20 protein-coding genes and 1 pseudogene are annotated in these 19,218 nt (G+C 67.5%); 14 read left to right on the plus strand and 7 right to left on the minus strand.

What is annotated here, in order from left to right; all coding sequences use genetic code 11:
* Window position 1 precedes the first annotated feature (1 nt).
* Entirely contained in the window at window positions 2-484 is a 483-nt protein-coding gene (locus tag ABEA50_RS15690) for a cation:proton antiporter regulatory subunit (protein WP_345496108.1), read from the minus strand.
* 191 nt (window positions 485-675) lie between these two features.
* Here ABEA50_RS15690 and ABEA50_RS15695 point away from each other — a divergent pair, with 191 nt between their 5' ends.
* Window positions 676-1,845 carry a sensor histidine kinase gene (locus ABEA50_RS15695; RefSeq protein WP_345496109.1) on the plus strand — a complete coding sequence of 390 codons (1,170 nt, stop codon included), beginning with the start codon at window positions 676-678 and terminating at the stop codon, window positions 1,843-1,845.
* Window positions 1,842-2,489, plus strand: a complete 648-nt coding sequence (locus tag ABEA50_RS15700) for a response regulator transcription factor (protein WP_345496110.1) — start codon at window positions 1,842-1,844, stop codon at window positions 2,487-2,489. Before ABEA50_RS15695 ends, ABEA50_RS15700 begins: the two co-directional genes overlap by 4 nt.
* Window positions 2,490-2,502: 13 nt before the next feature.
* Here ABEA50_RS15700 and ABEA50_RS15705 read toward each other — a convergent pair whose 3' ends face one another.
* Window positions 2,503-2,862: a DUF952 domain-containing protein gene (locus ABEA50_RS15705; protein WP_345496111.1), complete on the minus strand. Its 360-nt coding sequence runs from the start codon at window positions 2,860-2,862 to the stop codon at window positions 2,503-2,505.
* 276 nt (window positions 2,863-3,138) lie between these two features.
* Here ABEA50_RS15705 and ABEA50_RS15710 point away from each other — a divergent pair, with 276 nt between their 5' ends.
* Window positions 3,139-3,333: a DUF7455 domain-containing protein gene (locus tag ABEA50_RS15710; protein WP_345496112.1), complete on the plus strand. Its 195-nt coding sequence runs from the start codon at window positions 3,139-3,141 to the stop codon at window positions 3,331-3,333.
* Window positions 3,334-3,422: 89 nt separating this feature from the next.
* The gene (locus tag ABEA50_RS15715; protein ID WP_345496113.1) at window positions 3,423-3,623 is read left to right on the plus strand and encodes an SNF2-related protein; all 201 of its coding nucleotides are present in this window, start codon (window positions 3,423-3,425) and stop codon (window positions 3,621-3,623) included.
* A 74-nt stretch (window positions 3,624-3,697) separates the two neighbouring features.
* Here the strand turns inward: ABEA50_RS15715 and ABEA50_RS15720 are convergent, their stop codons facing one another.
* Window positions 3,698-4,456: a TetR/AcrR family transcriptional regulator gene (locus ABEA50_RS15720; protein ID WP_345496114.1), complete on the minus strand. Its 759-nt coding sequence runs from the start codon at window positions 4,454-4,456 to the stop codon at window positions 3,698-3,700.
* A 252-nt stretch (window positions 4,457-4,708) separates the two neighbouring features.
* Here ABEA50_RS15720 and ABEA50_RS15725 point away from each other — a divergent pair, with 252 nt between their 5' ends.
* On the plus strand, window positions 4,709-6,469 hold the full coding sequence (locus ABEA50_RS15725) for a DEAD/DEAH box helicase (RefSeq protein WP_345496585.1): 1,761 nt from the start codon (window positions 4,709-4,711) through the stop codon (window positions 6,467-6,469).
* A complete protein-coding gene (locus tag ABEA50_RS15730) occupies window positions 6,469-7,026 on the plus strand; it encodes a hypothetical protein (protein ID WP_345496115.1) in 558 nt (185 codons plus the stop codon). Before ABEA50_RS15725 ends, ABEA50_RS15730 begins: the two co-directional genes overlap by 1 nt.
* A gap of 145 nt (window positions 7,027-7,171) precedes the next feature.
* Here the strand turns inward: ABEA50_RS15730 and ABEA50_RS15735 are convergent, their stop codons facing one another.
* Window positions 7,172-7,741 carry a class I SAM-dependent methyltransferase gene (locus ABEA50_RS15735; protein ID WP_345496116.1) on the minus strand — a complete coding sequence of 190 codons (570 nt, stop codon included), beginning with the start codon at window positions 7,739-7,741 and terminating at the stop codon, window positions 7,172-7,174.
* A 108-nt stretch (window positions 7,742-7,849) separates the two neighbouring features.
* Here ABEA50_RS15735 and ABEA50_RS15740 point away from each other — a divergent pair, with 108 nt between their 5' ends.
* Together ABEA50_RS15740 and ABEA50_RS15745 are read left to right on the plus strand one after the other, a co-directional pair.
* Entirely contained in the window at window positions 7,850-8,638 is a 789-nt protein-coding gene (locus ABEA50_RS15740; RefSeq protein ID WP_345496118.1) for an AraC family transcriptional regulator, read from the plus strand.
* Between the two features lie 218 nt (window positions 8,639-8,856).
* On the plus strand, window positions 8,857-9,105 hold the full coding sequence (locus tag ABEA50_RS15745) for a hypothetical protein (RefSeq protein ID WP_345496120.1): 249 nt from the start codon (window positions 8,857-8,859) through the stop codon (window positions 9,103-9,105).
* Window positions 9,106-9,121: 16 nt separating this feature from the next.
* Here ABEA50_RS15745 and ABEA50_RS15750 read toward each other — a convergent pair whose 3' ends face one another.
* Entirely contained in the window at window positions 9,122-10,891 is a 1,770-nt protein-coding gene (locus ABEA50_RS15750) for a DEAD/DEAH box helicase (RefSeq protein ID WP_425577618.1), read from the minus strand.
* A gap of 194 nt (window positions 10,892-11,085) precedes the next feature.
* Here ABEA50_RS15750 and ABEA50_RS15755 point away from each other — a divergent pair, with 194 nt between their 5' ends.
* Window positions 11,086-12,396, plus strand: a complete 1,311-nt coding sequence (locus tag ABEA50_RS15755; protein WP_345496122.1) for a YihY/virulence factor BrkB family protein — start codon at window positions 11,086-11,088, stop codon at window positions 12,394-12,396.
* Here the strand turns inward: ABEA50_RS15755 and ABEA50_RS15760 are convergent.
* Window positions 12,369-12,617: a DUF3039 domain-containing protein gene (locus ABEA50_RS15760; RefSeq protein ID WP_345496587.1), complete on the minus strand. Its 249-nt coding sequence runs from the start codon at window positions 12,615-12,617 to the stop codon at window positions 12,369-12,371. The genes ABEA50_RS15755 and ABEA50_RS15760 overlap by 28 nt on opposite strands.
* A gap of 74 nt (window positions 12,618-12,691) precedes the next feature.
* Here ABEA50_RS15760 and ABEA50_RS15765 point away from each other — a divergent pair, with 74 nt between their 5' ends.
* Window positions 12,692-13,129, plus strand: a complete 438-nt coding sequence (locus ABEA50_RS15765; RefSeq protein ID WP_345496124.1) for a DUF3099 domain-containing protein — start codon at window positions 12,692-12,694, stop codon at window positions 13,127-13,129.
* A 72-nt stretch (window positions 13,130-13,201) separates the two neighbouring features.
* On the opposite strand, the pseudogene ABEA50_RS15770 reads toward ABEA50_RS15765, so the two are convergent.
* Window positions 13,202-14,453 (minus strand): annotated as a pseudogene (locus ABEA50_RS15770) (MFS transporter).
* A 202-nt stretch (window positions 14,454-14,655) separates the two neighbouring features.
* Between ABEA50_RS15770 and ABEA50_RS15775 the strand changes: the two are divergent.
* The 4 genes from ABEA50_RS15775 (at window position 14,656) to ABEA50_RS15790 (ending at window position 18,774) form a co-directional block, all read left to right on the plus strand.
* Window positions 14,656-14,997 carry a VOC family protein gene (locus ABEA50_RS15775; protein ID WP_345496125.1) on the plus strand — a complete coding sequence of 114 codons (342 nt, stop codon included), beginning with the start codon at window positions 14,656-14,658 and terminating at the stop codon, window positions 14,995-14,997.
* Window positions 14,998-15,065: 68 nt separating this feature from the next.
* A complete protein-coding gene (locus tag ABEA50_RS15780; protein WP_345496588.1) occupies window positions 15,066-15,407 on the plus strand; it encodes a VOC family protein in 342 nt (113 codons plus the stop codon).
* A gap of 694 nt (window positions 15,408-16,101) precedes the next feature.
* Window positions 16,102-17,613, plus strand: coding sequence for a DUF7782 domain-containing protein (locus tag ABEA50_RS15785; RefSeq protein WP_345496589.1), 1,512 nt, complete (start codon window positions 16,102-16,104; stop codon window positions 17,611-17,613).
* A 195-nt stretch (window positions 17,614-17,808) separates the two neighbouring features.
* A complete protein-coding gene (locus ABEA50_RS15790) occupies window positions 17,809-18,774 on the plus strand; it encodes a sigma-70 family RNA polymerase sigma factor (RefSeq protein ID WP_345496126.1) in 966 nt (321 codons plus the stop codon).
* The last annotated feature ends 444 nt before the right edge of the window (window positions 18,775-19,218 follow it).

Here is a 19,218-nt window from a genome sequence, read left to right on the forward strand (position 1 = left end):
CTCAGCCGTGGATGAGAATCTTCGCGGCACCATCCAGGCCGTCGGGCGTGCCGACCACCACGAGCAGGTCGCCCTTGGCGAAGCTGAAGTCCGGTCCTGGCGAGGGATGCAGCTGCCCCGCGCGCATGACCGCGACGATCGACACCTTGGTGCGGGTGCGCATCTCGGTTTCGCCGAGAGTGCGGCCGACGTAGGGGCTTTCCTCGGCGATCGGCAGTTGCCTGGTGGTGATTCCAGGCATATCGCGATGATCGTCGTTGAGGGTGGCGACCAGCTGTGGCGCACCGAGCAGGTTCGCCAGCACGGCGGCCTCGTCGGTGGTCAGTGGGATCTGCGCGGCGCAGGCGTCCGGGTCCTCCGATTTGGAGACGATCATATCGATGTCGCCATCACGGTGGGAGACCACGCCGATCCTGCGTCCGGATCGCACCTCGAAGTCTTTCCTGACCCCAATGCCAGGTAATGCGGTGACATCGACATTCACTGATCCAGGTTAGCTCGGTGTCGCAACCGTGGCTGTCCGGGTGCCCGATTCGTTGTGTCGCCAGGTCAGCACGCCCAGCTGACGGGCGGCGGCGCGGTCATCACTTCGTCGGATTGCCGCGCGCGCCGACTGTGCTGTGATGATCCGATGAGGCGAACGAACCGATGAGGAAGTGGTCTCGGCTTCCCCAGGTGGCACGCGACGCGATCGGCGCGCTCGCGGCGTTCCTCGCCGGTGTCGCGCTGTATGTGGCCGGGCTGTCGATCATGACCGAAGCCGGCGAGGACGTGCCGTTGACGGTGCGGCTCGCCATCCTCGCCGCGATCAGCGCCACTACCGTACTGCGGCGACGAATGCCATTGTGCGGCTTGTTTATCGGGCTGATCCCCTTGGCGGTGGACACCTGGATCGGCCCCTCGATCCCGGTGTGGGTGATCTATACCGACCTGATCTACGCCGCGGCGCTCTACTCGAGTCGGCGCGCCTCCCGTGCGATGCTGGTGAGCTGGTCGGTCTTCTCCGCCGTTGTCGTCCTGCTGACCCTGCTCACCGGCGACTTGCACGCGGTGTCGTTGGCGATCCTCGCGGTGTTCCTGTTCATCGCCACCCCACTGTGGTGGGCGACCTCGGTACGCACGCACAAGGAGATCGCGAACGCCGAGCGCGCGCGAGCACAGGCGCTGACCCTGGTGGCCGACCTGGATCGGCGCGCGGCGGTCGCGGACGAGCGCACCACGATGGCACGCGATCTGCACGATGTGATCGCCGGTCACCTCTCGGCCATCGCGATCCACTCCGAGGCCGCGCTCGGTGTGCTCGAGAAGCGGAGGGCCGACGCGGCCGATGTCGAGGTGGACGGCATCGTGCGTTCGATCCGATCCAACAGTGTCAGCGCGTTGCAGGAGATGCGCACGATGATCGGTCTGCTCCAGGACGATTCGAACGCCGAGCGGCAAGCGTCGGCGCCGAGGCGACTGGCACAGCTGCCGAATCTCGTCGACGCCGCGCGCTCCGCTGGCATCGAGGTGTCGGTGGACACGGCGCTCGCGGACGCCCCGTTACCGAGCGCGGTGGACCAGGCCGCCTACCGCATCGTGCAGGAGGCGCTCACCAATGCCATGAAACACGCACCGGGACAAGGGGTGGCGATCGAGGTCCGAATCGACGGCGCGCTGCTCGGGGTCTCGGTGCGCAACCCGCTGCCCGTCGGCTCCGCTCGTGCGGCGGCGACGGACCGTCCGCGCGGGCTGATCAATATGCGGGAGCGGACCGCCGCGCTCGGCGGAAGTTTCACCGCGGGGGCGAACGCGCACGGTTGGGAAGTACGGGCCGAACTACCGTTGAGAGCAGGGATGGCATGACAATTCGGCTGGTGATCGCCGATGATCACGGCGCGATCAGGTCGGGCTTGCGCATGATTCTCGATACCGAGGGCGACCTGGAGGTGGTCGGCGAGGCTGCCGACGGTGACGTCGCGATCACCCAGACGCGTGCCCTGCGCCCACAGGTGGTGTTGATGGATGTGCGGATGCCCGGAATGGACGGGATCACCGCGACCGAGCGGATCGTGGCCGAGAATCTCGCGAAGGTGTTGATCCTCACCACATTCGAGTTGGACGAATACGTTTTTCGCGCGCTGCGCGCTGGCGCGTCCGGATTCGTGTTGAAGTCCGCGTCCCGCCAGTCGTTGGTCGACGCGGTCCGCGCGGTCGCGGCCGGTGACGGCGTGTTGGCACCCGAGGTCACCAAGTCGGTGATCGCCGCGTTCGCCTCGTCGAATGCCGATGCGGCCCAACCCGCCCCCACCGGGTGGTCGGAGTTGACCGACCGGGAACGTGAGGTACTCGACTGCCTCGGCGAGGGTTTGTCCAACGCGCAGATCGCGACCCGCTTGTTCATCGGCGAGACGACGGTGAAGACCCACGTGTCGCGGGTGCTGATGAAGCTCGGGGTGCGTTCGCGGGTGCAGGCGGCGATCCTGGCTCGCGAACAACGTGCGGAATGAGCCGGGGCGCCGCCTATTTCGCGAGTTCGGCGAACGTCCCGTCGGCGCCGGGCAGGTACTCCTCCACCGCGACGACCGCGCCGATCGGTAATGGTCCGTAGAGATGGGGGAAGAGCATCGACTCGGGATCGGTCGGTACGCCGGGCTCCCATTCGACCGGTGCGCCGAGTCTCGAGGGGTCCAGGCGCAGCAACACCAGGTCGCGCCTTCCGGCGAAAAGCCGGTTCGCGGGAAGATGCGCCTGCCGCGGCGTCGACAGGTGCACGAAGCCGATGTCGGCAAAGGAGGGCGGTCGGTACTCGCCGGTTTGCCGAGCGGAGAGCCATTCGCTCAAAGTGCATATGTGAACAAGCGTGTGAGTGTCGTGGGTCACGGGTAATCTCCCGGTAGACAACTAAATCGGCCGATTCGAGGTGAGGGTTCGGCGCTGTTCTCCTACCACGACGCGTGGTGTTCGCCCATAGCGAAAACCGCAGGTCGTGTTATCGAAAACACACTGAACCGTTCGCGGGAACAAAGCCCCCGTCCCGAACGTCTGACAGAGTAGTCAATACCTCTGCTGGGAAGTAGCGGTAGCGAGCCCGCGGAGTGACCACGGGCCCCACACCAGGCGAACGGTCTGCGAACCGGAAGCCAGGACGGAGGAGTCATGCCAGGAACCCTGACTAGCACCCCGCTGACCGCGGTCGATCGTTGCGATCGCTGTGGAGCGGCTGCGCGCGTGCGCGCAGTGCTGCCCGCAGGCGGAGAATTGCTCTTCTGCCAGCACCACGCGAACGAACATATGGATCGGTTGCGCGAGTTGGACGCCGTGATCGATACGGAGTCCGCCCCCGCGTCCTGACCCGCTCCTCGCGTCCTGAGACAACAGCATCGAACAACAGAACATAGGTGTACCGAACAGCGGACGATCCAGGGATCGTCCGCTGTTCGATGTTTCGGTCATTGCTCGAGGCGTCTCGAGGACGGTTCCGGCAGCGATTCGTGGCGCCGATCGAACAGCGCCGCTCGGCCCCGGCCGCCGCGGCACTCAACGCACTGGTGCGCCCACACATGTTGCGCCGCACCAAGGCACTGGTCGCCGCCGAACTGCCACCCAAGCAGTTACACCTCGATGATCTGCGCCCTCACTGACGAGCAGGTGCGGCTGGACCGGGAGGTCACCGACCGAGCCCGCGCCGAACCGCGAGGAAGCGCCACCGCCACAGTTAACGGCCGGGCTCGGGTAGCTTGCCGAGGATGCCGTCGAGCAATCGAGCCAGACCGTATTCGAACTCGCCGTCGGGGTCGGCGGGCGCGTGGTACAGCTCCCCCACCGCGGCGCCGACTCGCGTGGACAGTGGGAACTCGCTCTCGGGCATGACGCTGGCCAGCAGCGGGCCGTGTTCCTCCCACCAGCTCGTATCGCTGGTGATCCGGCCCGCACGTTGTGCCGACACCGCGACTTGCGCGTTGCCGGTGGCGAATTCCGACAGCACGGCGATCACCCGGTCCATCGCCAGATCCGAGAGCCCGACCCCTTCCAGGGCAGCCAGCTGCTGTTCGTAGCGGCGGGTCCGACCGGGACCGAGCACCAATCGCCACGCCGACACCTCGAGTAACCACGGGTGGGCGATCAATTCAGCACGGATCCGACCGGCGATGGCGGCCATCCGGTCGCGCACCGACAGCTCGGCGGCGATGGGGGCGTCCTGTGCGGCGACGGCGTCGACCATGAGCGCGACGAGGACGTCCTTGCTCGGGACGTAGGTGTAGAGGCTCATCGGACGCAAGGAGAGCTCAGCGGCCACTGCGCGGATGGAGACCTTCGCGTAGCCGTCGCGGTCAGCGAGCGCGATCGCGGCATCGACCACAGCGTCCACGCTGACGGTTTGCTTAGGACCACGGCCATTCACGCGTGGGGGCACCCGATGACGCCACAGCAGCGCGATCAGCTGCCTTGCCGGTGCCACCGCGGACTCGTCCATGGGCTGCTCGGTACTCCTTCGGCTCCTCGGCGGGCACCCGCTGCCCACGGCCGAGGAGTCGCATGGCGGCTGCGTGCCTCGAATTCCACGAAACCCCGCCGAACTTCGACGTCGTTTCGCGGATTTCGTCGGTTTCGATCGGTGGGAACAAAACTCGGTCGGTGGTGCGTTGAGACTGTACTCCGTACACCATACGCTGATTTGAGGTGCGTTCTGCCAAGCACACAGGCCACTTACCTGATCGACCGGCACATGTTCGCGCTGTGGTCGTGGACCGGCGACACAGCGGGTCGACCACCCAAGGGGCTCGGCGAACACGCGACGATCCCGCTCGTCGTCCCCACCGGCACCGACGGTGCGCTCGAGGTCGCCGAAGTCGAGTGCGCGCTGCTCGACCCCGAGACCTTCGCGAAGTCGCGGCTGCCGCGCGCGGGCGAGTCGGTGCGCGCGTGGCGAAACGCGCTGCGGGCCGACCCGGCACACGCCGACGGCGACACCGTCGAGATGCCGCTGGCGGCACACGCGGTGCCGGACGCGGCGGGCACATCGATCGTCTCGGCCACACGCGCACGTCGCGTCCTGCGCGAATCTCGCGTCGTCGCCGCGGAATCGGCCGCGGCGCTGACCGCCGACCTGCGGCCTTACCAGGTGCGCGGGATCGGCTGGCTGCACGAGACGGTCGCCGAACGCGGCGGCGCCGTACTCGCCGACGAGATGGGCCTCGGCAAGACGGTGCAGACCATCGGGTGTCTGGCGCGGCGGGCGACCGACGGTCCGCAACTGGTGGTCTGCCCGACCTCGCTGGTGGGCAACTGGGCACACGAGATCACTCGGTTCGCCCCCGGCCTGCGCGCGGTCGCCTGGCGCGGCGGAGCGCTCGACGACAGCACGACCACGCAGGGGACGGTCGTGCTCGTCGGCTATCCGACGCTGCGAATCCATGGTGATCGACTGGCCGAAACCCCGTGGAACACCATCGTCTTCGACGAGGCACAGGCGCTGAAGAACCCGCGCACCCAGATCTCGAAGGCCGCGCGCGCCTTGTCGACCGATGCCACGGTCGCACTCACCGGCACCCCGGTGGAAAATCGGCTGGAAGAACTGTGGGCGCTGCTGAACCTGGTGTCGCCCACACTGTTCGGCCACCGCACCCAGTTTCGGCGCCGATTCGTCCGACCCGTCGAAGCGGGTTCGGCCAGCGCGGCGGCCCGACTGCGCGACACCGTCGAACCCGTCCTCATGGCCAGGACGAAGGCTCAGGTCGCCGCGTCGTTGCCCGCCAAGATGCACACCGACCTGCTCTGCGATCTCACCGCCGAACAGGAAAAACTTTATGACCAGCTGCTCGATCGTGCGATCGATGACGGGTTCGGTGTCGGCGCGCAACGACGCACGCGCATCCTGGCAGCGCTCACCGCGCTCAAACAGGTATGCAACCACCCCGGCCTGGTCACCGGCGACCTCGGCGAAGTGGGTGGGCGCTCCGGCAAACTCGACCTGTGTACCGATATCCTGGCTACTAACCTCGAAACACACTCACCGACACTGATTTTCACGCAGTACCGGCAGACAGGTGAACTACTGGTCCGCCATCTGGCGGAGCGCTTCGAGGTCGACGCGCCGTTCTTCCACGGCGGACTGAATCAACGCGAACGCGCCCGCATCGTCACCGAGTTCCAATCCGAGGACGGCCCACCGATCTTGGTGCTGAGCCTGCGCGCGGCCGGAACCGGGCTCACGCTCACGCGCGCCGCCGATGTCATCCATTTCGACCGTTGGTGGAATCCCGCGGTGGAGGCACAGGCTTCCGACCGCGTGCACCGGATCGGCCAGACCCGCACGGTCACCATCACCACCCTCACCTCGACGACCACGGTCGAGGAGCACATCGCGGGTATGCACGCACGCAAGTCCGCGCTCACCGACCTCGGCGACGCGGCGGGCATCGCCGCGCTGGCCGACCTGTCCGACGACCAGTTGGTCGAGGTACTGCGACGTAAGCGGGAAAACTGATGGCGAACAACGAATTCGGCTACACCGCGTGGGGCAAGGACTGGATCCGTCTGGCCGAACCCCTGCGCCAGACTCGTCCCGAACCGCTGCTGCCGCGAGCACGCAGGGTCGCCCGCAACGACGGCGTCGCCGTCACCATCGACGGCCACACGGTGCGGGCGAGCATCCACCGAGGCGGTCAAGCGTCGGTGACCTATCTCGAGGTCGAGCCGATGTCACGCGGCACGATCGAGACGATCGGGGCGGTGATCGGCGACCCGACGGTGCTCACCGACGACATGCATCGTGCGGCACTCGCGGCCGGGGCGCGCCTGGCCCCGATCGTCACGGCCACCGACTGCTCGTGCAAGGCACGCTCACCCCGCTGCCTGCACGTGCTCGCGACCTACTACGACGTGGCACGCAGGGTCGACGACCATCCCCGCCTCGCGTTGGAAATCCAGGGCTATTTCCAAGGCGGACAACCGGATTCGGAGGCTGCGCCGCAGGAGCATCGATGGATTCCGATCAGCACCCTCGACCCCGCCGACTATTTCGCAGTCGCCGCGCCCGGCTGATCGACTGCCCTTCGCCGATCACCGCGATGCGCCGCACGGGACCGGGTGCCGGTGCGCCGATTCGGACCGGCACCACGACGAGCTTCTTCGACAGTTCATGTCGAAACGGCCGAGCTGATCCGTCGTGGACGAAACGTATGGGCGCTCACGCGGGTCGACGAGCACGGAAGCGGAACTTGGTGGCATCGGTATCGATTCGAACATCGGTGAAACCGACATCGGTCAGGCGCTCGGCAGCGCCCTCGGGCGGCACGGGTACGCAGGTGTCACCGAGGTGGATCAGGCGAAACGCCGTGCTGTCCAGGCCATCACTGCCCGCGAACACCCCACCGGGGCGCAGCACCCGAAGCGCGTCGGCGAACAGGGCGTCCTGATACTCCGGTGTCGGCACGTGATGCAGCATGGTGAAGCACCCGACGGAGTCGAATCGCGCTGTCGGCAAGGGCATATCGGCGCCGTCACCGTCGAGTACCGTCATCACCTCACCGCGTCGCTCGCGTAACCGCGCGGCCAGCACCGGGTCGATCTCGACCCCGGTGAGCGCGTTCGTGCGTGCCAGCAGCGCGCGCACGTTCGCCCCGTAGCCCGGCCCGATCTCCACCGAGGCGGCACCGAGATCGACGTTCTCGAGCGCCCACGGTACGACCCGTGTCGAACTCGTGCGCTCCCAGCTCGATGACCTGCACAGCAGTCGGTGGAAAAGATTCATTGTCATGGCCCTACGGTAGGGAGCGCGCGCCATGGCCACCACAGGTTATGGTGACAACTTGTGTTGCAGAACGGCCAAACACACACCGCTCCCGCCCCGCGGGGATCGACCGCCATGATCGTCGGCGCTGGCACACTCCCCGCCGGACACTGGTTCCCCGAGCACCACCACCCACAGCACCAGATCGTCTGGGCCGCACAGGGTGTGCTCGCGGTGGAGATCGAGGACAGCCACTGGGTACTGCCACCGACGCGTGCGCTGTGGGTGCCCGGCGGCATGCCGCATCGGACCGGCAGCCTCGGCACGGCCGACATGCGCGGCATCTACCTCGAGCCCGACCGCTGCCCGGCGACGTTCCCCACGCCGACGATGCTGCACGTCCCCCGCCTGCTGCACGCGTTGTTCGACCTGATGACCGAACAGGACAGCGTGGCCTTCGGCGCGGCAAGGCAGGGCGTCGACCCCTCATCCGGTCCGTCCTTCGATGCGTCCTTCGACACCACGGCCTCGGCACGCCGAGCCCGGGCCGAGGCCGTGGTCTTCGACCTACTGATACCCGTCGAGGTGATTCCTATCGGCACGCATCCACCCACAGATCCGCGCGCCAGGCAGCTGGCCGACGTACTCACCCACGATCCCGCCGACCCACGAACGCTAGAGGAATTTGCCGCCGCCTGCGGCACCAGCCGCCGCACCTTGGCTCGGCTGTTCCGCACCGAGACCGGAATCCCGTTCGGCGAATGGCGAACTCAGATCCGCATGGCGGCCTCGCTGCCGCTGCTGGCCTCGGGTCTGCCGATCGCGCGCGTCGCGGGCCGGGTCGGCTACGCGACGCCCAGCGCCTACGTCGCGGCCTTCCGACGCACGGTCGGCGTCTCACCGGGACGGTACTTCGCGGAGTGATCGGGCGCTCGCCGCACTGTCGGCGGTACGGAACGTCTCGGCCATGGTGCGTCCCGAGTCGGCGGCGAGAAAGCCCCTCGGCGGCGATGTCCGACGCCGAGCCGTGACGCCCGCGCACGCTCAGGCCACACTGCCGGTGGGCATGCGCGCCGTCGGTGAGATCTCGACCGAACCGGGGCCCGAACCAGGCGCACCATGATCGTGCGCGGACCCCGTCCGTGGGCAGCCGCTTCGAATCCGTAGCGGCGGACTTGCTCGAGTTGTCGGGCGAGATCCCCGCGAGGATGCGTGCTCGGGGAGGTCGCACCGATGCCGATGACGGGCCCGCCGTCGCACAGGTGCGCCACGGCGGGCAGCGCGCCGACGACGCCGTGCGGGACTGCCACGTGCAGCCCGTTGTCGGTCTCGTCCACGGTGCGTTCCTCGCATGGCTTGCTCGGGAGGCGCCCGTGTTGTCGACCCCATGACGCGGTGGCTCGAAACTCACCGTCTGCGCAGCGCCGCGATCCGCTCGGTCAACTGATCGGCCGTCGCCAAAGCCGTTGGGGGGCCACCACATTCCCGACGCAACTCACCGTGGATCACGCCGTGTGGCTTGTTCGTCCGATGATGGTGCATCGCCACCAGGCTGTTCAGCTCGCGCCGCAACTCCCCCAGCCGGTTGGCGGTCTCCGCTCGCTCGGCGGAGTTCGCCACCTGCGGACCCGGTGCGCTCGCCGCCGCGGGAACCGACTGCGAACGCTCCGCCACCTGCTTGGACTGCCGCTCACGCAACAGCGCCCGCATCTGATCGGCATCCAACAGGCCGGGGATGCCCAGGTAATCGGCCTCCTCGTCGCTGCCGGCGAAAGTGGCCGTACCGAAGGACGATCCGTCGTAGATCACCTGGTCGAGTTCGGCGTCGGCGGCCAGCGCCACAAAGGACTTCTCCTCCTCGCCCGGCTCGTCCTTCTGCTTGTTCGCCTCGATCAGCAGCTCGTCGTCGAGCCCGTTCTTCTCCCGATGCGGCTTGCCGATGACGTGATCGCGCTGCAATTCCAACTGCGCCGCCAGGTCGAGCAGCACCGGCACCGAGGGCAAGAACACCGTTGCCGTCTCACCCTTCGCGCGCGCACGCACGAAACGGCCGATGGCCTGCGCGAAATACAGCGGTGTCGCCGCGCTGGTCGCGTAGACCCCCACCGCGAGGCGCGGCACGTCGACGCCCTCGGACACCATCCGCACCGCCACCATCCACGGCTGCGTGCTCTTCGCGAACTCCGCGATCCGACTCGACGACGAAGGGTCGTCCGACAACACCAACGCGGGACGCTCACCCGAAATGTGTTCCAACAGTTCGGCGTAATCGCGGGCACGCTCCTGATCGGTGGCGATCACCAGCCCGGCGGCGTCGGTCATGCCCGCGGCACGTTTCTGCCGAATACGCACATCCGCGGCATGCAACACCGCCGACATCCAGTCGCCGGCGGGATCGAGCGCGGTGCGCCACGCCCTGGCCGTCTGTTCGGCGTTCAGCGGCTCACCCAACCGCGCGGTGTATTCCTCGCCCGCGCTGTCGCGCCAGTGCGCCTCACCGGAATACGCCAGGAACATCACCGGACGGACAACACCGTCGGCGAGCGCCTCGGCATACCCGTAGGAATGGTCGGCCCGCGAACGCGGAAAACCGCTCTCGTCCGGCTCATAGGTGATGAACGGGATCTGGCTGTCGTCGCTGCGGAACGGCGTTCCCGTCAGCGCGAGACGGCGGGTGGCGTCGCCGTATGCCTCCTCGGCCGCCGAACCCCAGGTCTTCGCGTCACCCGCGTGGTGGATCTCGTCGAGAATCACCAGGGTCTTCCGGTTTTCGGTGCGCACCCTGTGCCGCGTCGGGTGCGCGGCCACCTGCGCGTAGGTCACCACGACGCCGTGATAGTCGCCGGAGGTACCACCGGTGGAATTGGAGAACCGAGAATCCAGCGCGATGCCCACCCTGGCCGCGGACTCGGCCCACTGGTGCTTGAGGTGCTCGGTCGGCGCCACCACCGTCACCTGATCGACGGTGCGGTCGGCCAACAGCTCGGCCGCGACGCGCAAGGCGAAGGTGGTTTTACCGGCCCCCGGCGTAGCGACCGCGAGGAAATCCTTCGGCTTGGCCGTCAGGTATTTCGTCAGCGCCCTGCGCTGCCATGTTCGCAGCGCCCCCGCCGCGCCCCTCGGCGAATCGCTCGGTGTCTCCGCTTGTTCCGCCGCAGCGCCACCCGACCCAGTCACGCAGTAGACCCTAGCGGCCCGCGCGGGCCTGTCGCCAAACCGACGCGGTGCCCGCGAGCGGCATCACACATTTTCGTCACACCGCGAGCAGGAATTCACCCTGTGCACGCCGACACGTCCACCCCGGTGTGAAGTGTCGTGACCACTCGTGCGCGATGCTATAGACACCATGCCCGACGAACAGGCCACGCACCATGCCCGACGATGACGCCGAAACCGACGACTCCACGCGGACCGACGACTCGTCGAGCCGCGGTTCTGTGCTGTCGGGCACCGAGGCTCCCCTCGGCGAGCGCGCCCGCGCGTGGGCCAAGCGCACCGCCCGCCAGAGCGCGCTGCTGATCTGGCGCGTGGCGGTGAAGGCGTGGGACGACTCGATCTTCGCCAAGTCCGCCGCCGCCGCGTTCTGGCAGACCCTGTCGCTGGCACCGCTGCTGCTCGGCGTGCTCGGCAGCCTCGGCTATGTCGGCGGCTGGTTCGGACCGGACACGGTGCAGATCGTCGAGTCCAAGATCATCACCTTCAGCCGAGACCTGTTCAGCGCCAACGTGGTGAGCGACCTGATCGAACCCACGGTCAAAGACGTGCTCGGACGAGGTCGAGGCGCCGTGGTGTCGGTCGGCTTCGTGCTCTCGCTGTGGGCGGGATCCTCGGCGATGGCGACCTTCGTCGACTCGATCGTCGAGGCACACGATCAACAGGACGCGCGAAACCCGGTGTGGCAACGCATCTTCGCACTGCTGCTGTATGTGTTGTTCCTGGTGGCGGCGGTCTTCATCCTGCCGCTGGTGGCGCTGGGGCCTGCGCTGATCGGGCGCGCGCTCCCCGAGGCATGGCGCGCGATCGGGCTGAGTCTGCTCGATGACTTCTACTACCCCGGTGTCGGCCTGTTGCTCATCGGCGGACTGACCACGCTCTACAAGCTTGCCCTGCACAAGTCGCTGCCGTGGCACCGATTGTTCGGCGGCGCGCTGCTCGCCGCGGTGTTCTTCATGGCGGCAAGCGAGATCCTGCGGCAATACCTGGCCTGGGTCACCAAGACCGGCGTCAGCTACGGCGCGTTGGCCACACCGATCGCGTTCCTGCTGTTCACCTATTTTCTCGGCTTCGCCGTGATCGTCGGCGCCGAGTTCAATGCGGCCGTACAGGAATTCTGGCCGGCCAAGGCCACCAGGGTCGAGCAGGTGCGGGAATGGATCGCCAACCAGGTGCGGGGGGAGCAATCTCCCGAAGACGGCGACAGCGACGACAACGACGACAACGGCGGCGACGACAACGGCGGCGGCGACAACGGCGGCGGCGACGACGAGTCCGACCTCGCGCAACGCCCATCGGACACGACGCAACGCCCATCGGACACGGCACCGCCCTCGGACGCCGACCCCTCGGTCGCACCGACAGACGCCAAGGGACGCACAGCCTCCGAGCCGGAGCTGCTAGCCGAGGGCGCGCACGCCGCCCAGCCGCCGCGGCAACCTCATTCGCCCTTGCGCAGCCCCTCGTAAACCTTCTTGCACTCCGGGCAGACCGGCGAACCGGGCTTGGCCGAACGCGTCACCGGGAAGACCTCGCCGCACAGGGCGACCACGTGCGTGCCCATGACGGCGCTCTCGGCGATCTTGTTCTTCTTGACGTAATGGAAGAACTTCGGGGTGTCGTCGCCCGTCGACTCGTCGGTAGTCGTCTCGGGGCGGACCAGGGTATCGGTGGTACTCACGCGTTCCATGATGCCGCATTCCCGCGCGAGGTCACTGACCACCGCGTGTGCGAGCCGTCGGCACGAGTGCAAGACTCGACAGTATGCAGCAACACGGCGACTCTCCGGACGCCGACGACATCGGCCGCGGTGATCGCCAGGAGCCCGGCACACAACCAACTCCCGACCCCGCGAAGTCCGTCGGCGATTCGAAGGGTTATTTCCCCGGCTCCGACGATCACGACCCGGTACTGATCACCGAGGCGGCGCCCTCGTTGGAGGATCAGCACCGTGCCAGGGTGCGCAGGTACACGTTCATCATGGCCTTCCGTGTCCCGTGCCTGATCCTGGCCGCCGTCGCCTACAGCGCCTTCGACAGTGCGCTGCTGGCCATTCTCATCCTCGGCGCCTCGGTCCCGCTCCCCTGGATCGCGGTACTCATCGCCAACGACCGCCCGCCGCGCCGCAAAGAGGAACCGAGCCGTTGGGATCGTCCGCGTACCGCACTCGAGTCCGGACAGCACAAATCGATCGACGGCTGAGCTCGGTCGACGGCTGAGCTCGAGCAACAGCTGAGCCTTGTCTACGGCTGAGCGCGACCAGCGAGGTTCGGATCACACCGTGCTGTCCACGGGCGCCGGCCTGCGCCGAATGACCAACGACATGAGCGCGGCGCTCGCGCAGAGCACACCCGCCAAATACCACGCCGGGTCATAGGTGCCCTGAAGGTCGCGGATGATGCCCGCGCCCGTCGCGGCGGCCGCCGCACCCACCTGATGCGACGCGAAGACCCACCCGAACGCCACGGCACTGTCCTCGCCGAACAGCTCCCGGCACAACGCGACCGTCGGTGGCACGGTCGCGATCCAATCCAAACCGTAGAAGACGATGAACATCCACATGCTCGCACTCGGTGTGCGGGCCGAGCAGCGACGGCAGGATCAGCAGCGACAGCCCGCGCAAGCTGTAGTAGCCGACGAGTAGGTAACGCGGATCGAAGCGGTCGGTGAGCCACCCGGAGGCGATGGTGCCCACCACATCGAAGACCCCGACGAGCGCCAACAGGCCCGCCGCGGTGTTCGGTGGCATGCCGTGGTCGTGCGCCGCGCTGACGAAGTGTGTGTTGACCAGTCCGTTGGTCGAGGCGCCGCAGATCGCGAATCCGCCGGCCAACAACCAGAATCCCGATGTCCGCGCGATGGTGAACAGCACGCGCACCGCACGGGCCGCGCCCGCGCCCGCCGCGACCCGCTGCCCCGCGCTACTGCCCTGCTCGGCGCCATAGGCGGGGACGCCCAGGTCGCTGGGATAGTCGCGAATGAACAACAGCACCAACGGGACGACAGCCAACGCGATCCCGGCGACGAGCAGCGCTGGCAGCCGCCAACCGTGCGCGTGCGCCAATGCCGACACCAGGGGCAAGAAGACCAACTGCCCGGTGGCGCCCGCCGCGGTGAGCACACCGGTGACCAACCCGCGGTGGCGGACGAACCAGCGTCCGGTGATCGTCGCGACGAACGGCATCGACATCGACCCGACACCGACCCCGACCAGCAGCCCCCAGGTCGCCACCAGCTGCCACGGCTGGGTCATGAACACGGTCAGCCCGCTGCCCGCGGCGACGAGCACCAGCGCGCACGACACCACCCTGCGGATACCGAACCGGTCCATCAATGCCGCCGCGAACGGCGAAATCAGGCCGTAGAGCAGCAGATTCAACGACACCGCAGTGCCGATGGTGCCGTGCGACCAGCCGAATTCGTCGTGCAACGGGTCCATCAGGACGCTGGGCACCGAACGGAACGCCGCCGCGCCGAGTAATGCGACGAACGCGACCGACGCCACGATCCAGGCCGGGTGCGGCATCGACCGCCTCGGCCGATCGGCGTGCGTCGACGTATCCGCAGCGGTAGGAAGTTCGGTCACCGACTGAGCATGCCCGAAATGCCGGTGGGCGCACGAGTGATACAAGCGCCAGAAATCGACAAGATCACGCCAGCCGACCCGGCGGGGCGACCCCGAGGCGCATGCTGGGGGTGACGTCGCTGGAAACTCGACAGGAGAGAACATGATTCGCTGGATCTGGGCGTTATTGGACCGGCAGGCAGCGCATTTCACCGCCTCAGCACAGTTCTGGGCGACGGTGACCGACACCGAGATCGTCAGACACCGCAGCGACACCGGCGAATTCGTCACCCTGCTACCCGATTCGGAGACCACGATGGACGCGCAGGCGACGCCGAGCGTGCGATTGCGGACCACCGCTCGAGGCGTGGGCGTGCGTCTCGACCTCGCCGTCCTCGAGGTCGGTGCCGCCGTCGATCGTGCCGTCGAACTCGGCGCGACGGTGCTCGCCGAGCGTCCAGACCACACGGTGTTGCACTCGCCCCGCGGGATGGTCCTGCGCTGACCCGCGACAGCGAACGCGAATACACACCGACACCGCCGGTACGCGCGCCGAACGGTTCGCTCTCACGTCTGGATCAGGTCTGTCTCGATATCGGCCCCGCCGACTACGACACCGAAACGCGCTTCTGGGCGGAATTCACCGGTTGGCGGCGCGAGCCCGGCAGTAGGCCGGAGTACCTCAACCTGCGCACCACCGGTGAGCTACCGCTGCGCCTCTTGCTGCAACGCCTCGACAGCGACCGCCCCGCCGGCGCCCACCTCGACATCTCCTGCGTGGATACCGAAGCCACCGCCGATTGGCACGTCGCCTTGGGCGCGAAGGTGATCGAACGCTTCGAGCACTGGATCGTCATGGCCGACCCCACGGGTGAGCGCTATTGCCTGTGCGCGTGCGAACCGTTCGACGGCTGAGGCGACCACGGCCGACCCGCACGTTGGCGATCCGAGTGCGGATGACACGACCGTGCCGCACCGGACGTTGCTGGCACGCGAGCACGACCAACGCCAGATCAACGGGGTCGGCGCTGCGCGGTGATGTTGTCTTCAGCGCCGATATCGAGAATTCGCCGTACCGTTCACGCGAAGGCCGTGGCCACGGCCTTCTGTGGCCCCTCCCCGCACACAGCGACCCCGTGCGGCCATGGGCCGCCCTGGTCGCGCCGTGGCGACGGCCTTCTGTGGCCTCTCCCCGCACATCCGTGCGGACATCCTGCGGCCGACGATGTCATGGCGCGGTCGTATTCGATGGAACCTGCTGGGCCGCCAGAAAATTCATCGCGTCGGATGATCGCCCGACGCGAGATCCCGGTAGGCATACGCACTGCCGATTGTCACCTTCGCGTTCGGTACGCGCGCAGCCCACCGGCTGCGGCCGACCGACGGCGGGTTCAGAGGTGTGGTGGCAACGGAAATCAGCACCCACGGACGCCCGGTGTGCGCCCCTACCCGCTCGGGCGTCGTGACTGCTCCTGAATGCGCGGCATACCCGCGACGGGAACACCGAACTCGTGACGGTCCACGAAACCGGTGATGGCAGAGTACCGATGTGCCCGAGACCCATGTCCCCCACGCCGACGCGTCCGCTCGTCCCACGAACCGCGGCGGTATGACGCGCGACGGTTCCGCGTCGCCGCTGGTCGCGCTGTGCCCCGATCTGCGCTCGGCGCTGACGCGGGTCGGCTACGACGCCGATACGTTGTTGGCCCTGCTCGGCGACGAGGTCCACGCCGCCCTCGGTCGCTCCGAACCGGTTCCGGTGCGCAGGGCCGCGCGGGCCGGGGGTGAACTGGGCACGCTGGTACGGCTGCTGTTGCTGGGTGACGCACTGCCCGAACGCGAGGTCGCCGCGGCGTTGGCCCCGGTGTCGGTCGATCGGGCCGTCGTCGCCGGGCTGCTCGAACGCGACGGCGACGAGGTGCGTGCGGCCCTCGACCTGCGGCCGGTGGACGCGGGATGCGGTACCCGCTGGATTCTGTCGGATCTCGACGATTCGATGCACCGTCGAGTCTTGAGCGAAGACCACGTGCTCGGCGTCGGCCATGCCTCGTTGTCGCTGCTGCGGGCGACACCGACACGCGCGGTGGGTTCGGTGCTCGATCTCGGCACCGGCTGCGGAATCCAGGCAGTCCATGCCGCGTCCTACGCCGAACAGGTCACCGGAACCGATGTGAGCGCCCGCGCGCTGTGGCTGGCCGAGGCGACCGCCGCACTCAACGGTATCGAGTTGGCACTGCACGAGGGTTCGTGGTTCGAGCCGGTCGCGGGCCGACGATTCGACCAGGTCGTCGCCAATCCGCCGTTCGTGGTCGGACCAGCGCGGATCGAACACACCTATCGGGATTCCGGGCTGGCCCTCGACGGTGCGAGCGAACTCGTGATTTCCGGGGCTCCCGATCTGCTCGCACCGGGCGGCACCGCGGCGATGCTCGCGGCCTGGGTGCACGTCGACGGCGAGGATTGGCGCCACCGGGTGTCGTCCTGGTTGCCCGCGCACGGCGTCGATGCCTGGGTGGTGCAACGCGATGTCGCCGATCCCGCGTTGTATGTGGGCACCTGGTTGCGCGACGCCGGGCTCGATCCGCGTGACCGCGACGCACAGGAGCGCGCCGAGCAATGGTTACGCGCGCTCAGCGACGCGGAGGTGGAAGGCATCGGCTTCGGCTTCGTGTACCTGCGCGCGATCGACGGACCCACCGAGGTGCTGGCCGAGGATCTCACCCACGGCTTCGACGATCCGCTCGGCGCCGAGGCGAGCGCCTATTTCGAGCGGTCGGCGTGGTTGCGCGAAGTGGCCGCCGACGAGAGCCGGCTGTGGTCTTCGCGGTTCGTCGTCGACCAGGCGACCGCGTTGGAGCGGGTGTCTCTGCCCGGTGCGGAAGGCTGGGAGCAGCGGGTCGCGCGGGTGCATCGCGGTGACGGACCGCGCTGGCAACACGAAGTGGACGAGACAACCATCGCACTTCTGGCGGGAATGCGAGCCGAGGGGCTCCCGTTGTACGAACTGATCGAGCTGTTGGCGATTGCGCATGGAAATGCCGGGGTGACCAGTGAATTCGCGGCCGAAGCACGGTCGGTGGTCGCCGGATTGGTCCGCCACGGACTGATTCGCCCCGTGTAATCCCATCGAGCACGCGCCCACAGGTCGGTACGGACATCGGACACTACGGCCGTTATCGGGTCTGCTTCTCAGGAACTTCTCAGACGAGAACCCTGAAAACCGCAGCTCAGAACGGTTTATCGGAGCCGCAGCGGGGAACTTTCTCCTTGTCGGGTCCGTTGTTCGGAGTGAGACACCACCGACAGGAGGCAAGTCATGACAAGCCCCGCCACCACTCGCGTGCGCACCAGCGAGGACCTCGACGCCCAGAGCCCAGCTGCCGACCTGGTACGCGTGTACCTGAACGGAATCGGCCGTACGGCGCTGCTCACGGCCGCCGACGAGGTCGAGCTCGCCAAGCGCATCGAGGCGGGCCTCTACGCCCAGAACCTGCTGGCCACCGGCAAACGACTCTCGGCCAACCGCAAGCGCGACCTGGCCGTCGTCGTCCGCGAGGGACAAGCCGCCCGCGCACACCTACTGGAGGCCAACCTCCGCCTCGTGGTCTCGCTCGCCAAGCGCTACACCGGCCGCGGCATGCCGCTGCTGGACCTCATCCAGGAGGGCAACCTCGGCCTGATTCGCGCGATGGAGAAGTTCGACTACGCCAAGGGCTTCAAGTTCTCCACCTACGCGACCTGGTGGATCCGGCAGGCGATCACCCGTGGCATGGCCGATCAGAGCCGCACCATTCGGCTGCCAGTGCACCTGGTCGAACAGGTCAACAAGCTGGCACGGATCAAGCGAGAACTGCATCAGCAGCTCGGCAGGGAAGCCACCGACGACGAACTGGCCAGGGAATCGGGTATCCCGGTCGAGAAGATCTCCGATCTGCTCGACCACAGCCGCGACCCGGTAAGCCTGGACATGCCGGTCGGCAACGACGAAGAGGCCCCGCTCGGTGATTTCATCGAGGATTCCGAGGCCACCTCCGCCGAGTCCGCCGTCATCGCCGGATTGCTGCACCACGACGTGCGCAGCGTGCTCGCCACCCTGGACGAGCGCGAACAGCAGGTCATCCGGTTGCGCTTCGGGCTGGACGACGGTCAGCCACGCACCCTCGACCAGATCGGCAAGCTGTTCGGCCTCTCACGCGAGCGGGTGCGCCAGATCGAGCGTGAGGTCATGTCGAAGCTGCGCAAGGGTGAGCGGGCCGACCGCCTTCGCGCCTACGCCAGCTGAGCAGACTCACAGAACCAACCAGGACCCGTGCCGTCGAACGATCGGCACGGGTGGGGGCGATAGACAAGACGCCGGGTCGCGATCCGCGTCGAGGGGGTTCGGATCGGATGAACGCCACTCACCGCGATCAAGGCCCGGCAAACCGCTCCGATGTGAGCGCAATGAGCACGGCCACAGCGATACTCACAATCCCGCGATAGGTGCCCACCGCGCATTTGCGCACTACACCGAGTGGATCTCAGGAACACCGGTTTCGCGCATGTCCGCCACCGATGCGGCCGCGCCAACTGGTTCAGTCATCACCGAACGCGCTGTCGACACCGTCTTCCCCAGGCGTATGCCCCGCGATGTGCGCGAGAACACTAGCCGGTCCAGCGGTGTATCAGAGCGTTCTATCAGCGCCGTGTATGGGTGATCCGTATGGGCGCAAGGGATTCCACGATC

Origin of the sequence: Nocardia callitridis (assembly GCF_039543305.1) — a bacterium.
In the GTDB taxonomy this organism is placed as follows: domain Bacteria; phylum Actinomycetota; class Actinomycetes; order Mycobacteriales; family Mycobacteriaceae; genus Nocardia; species Nocardia callitridis.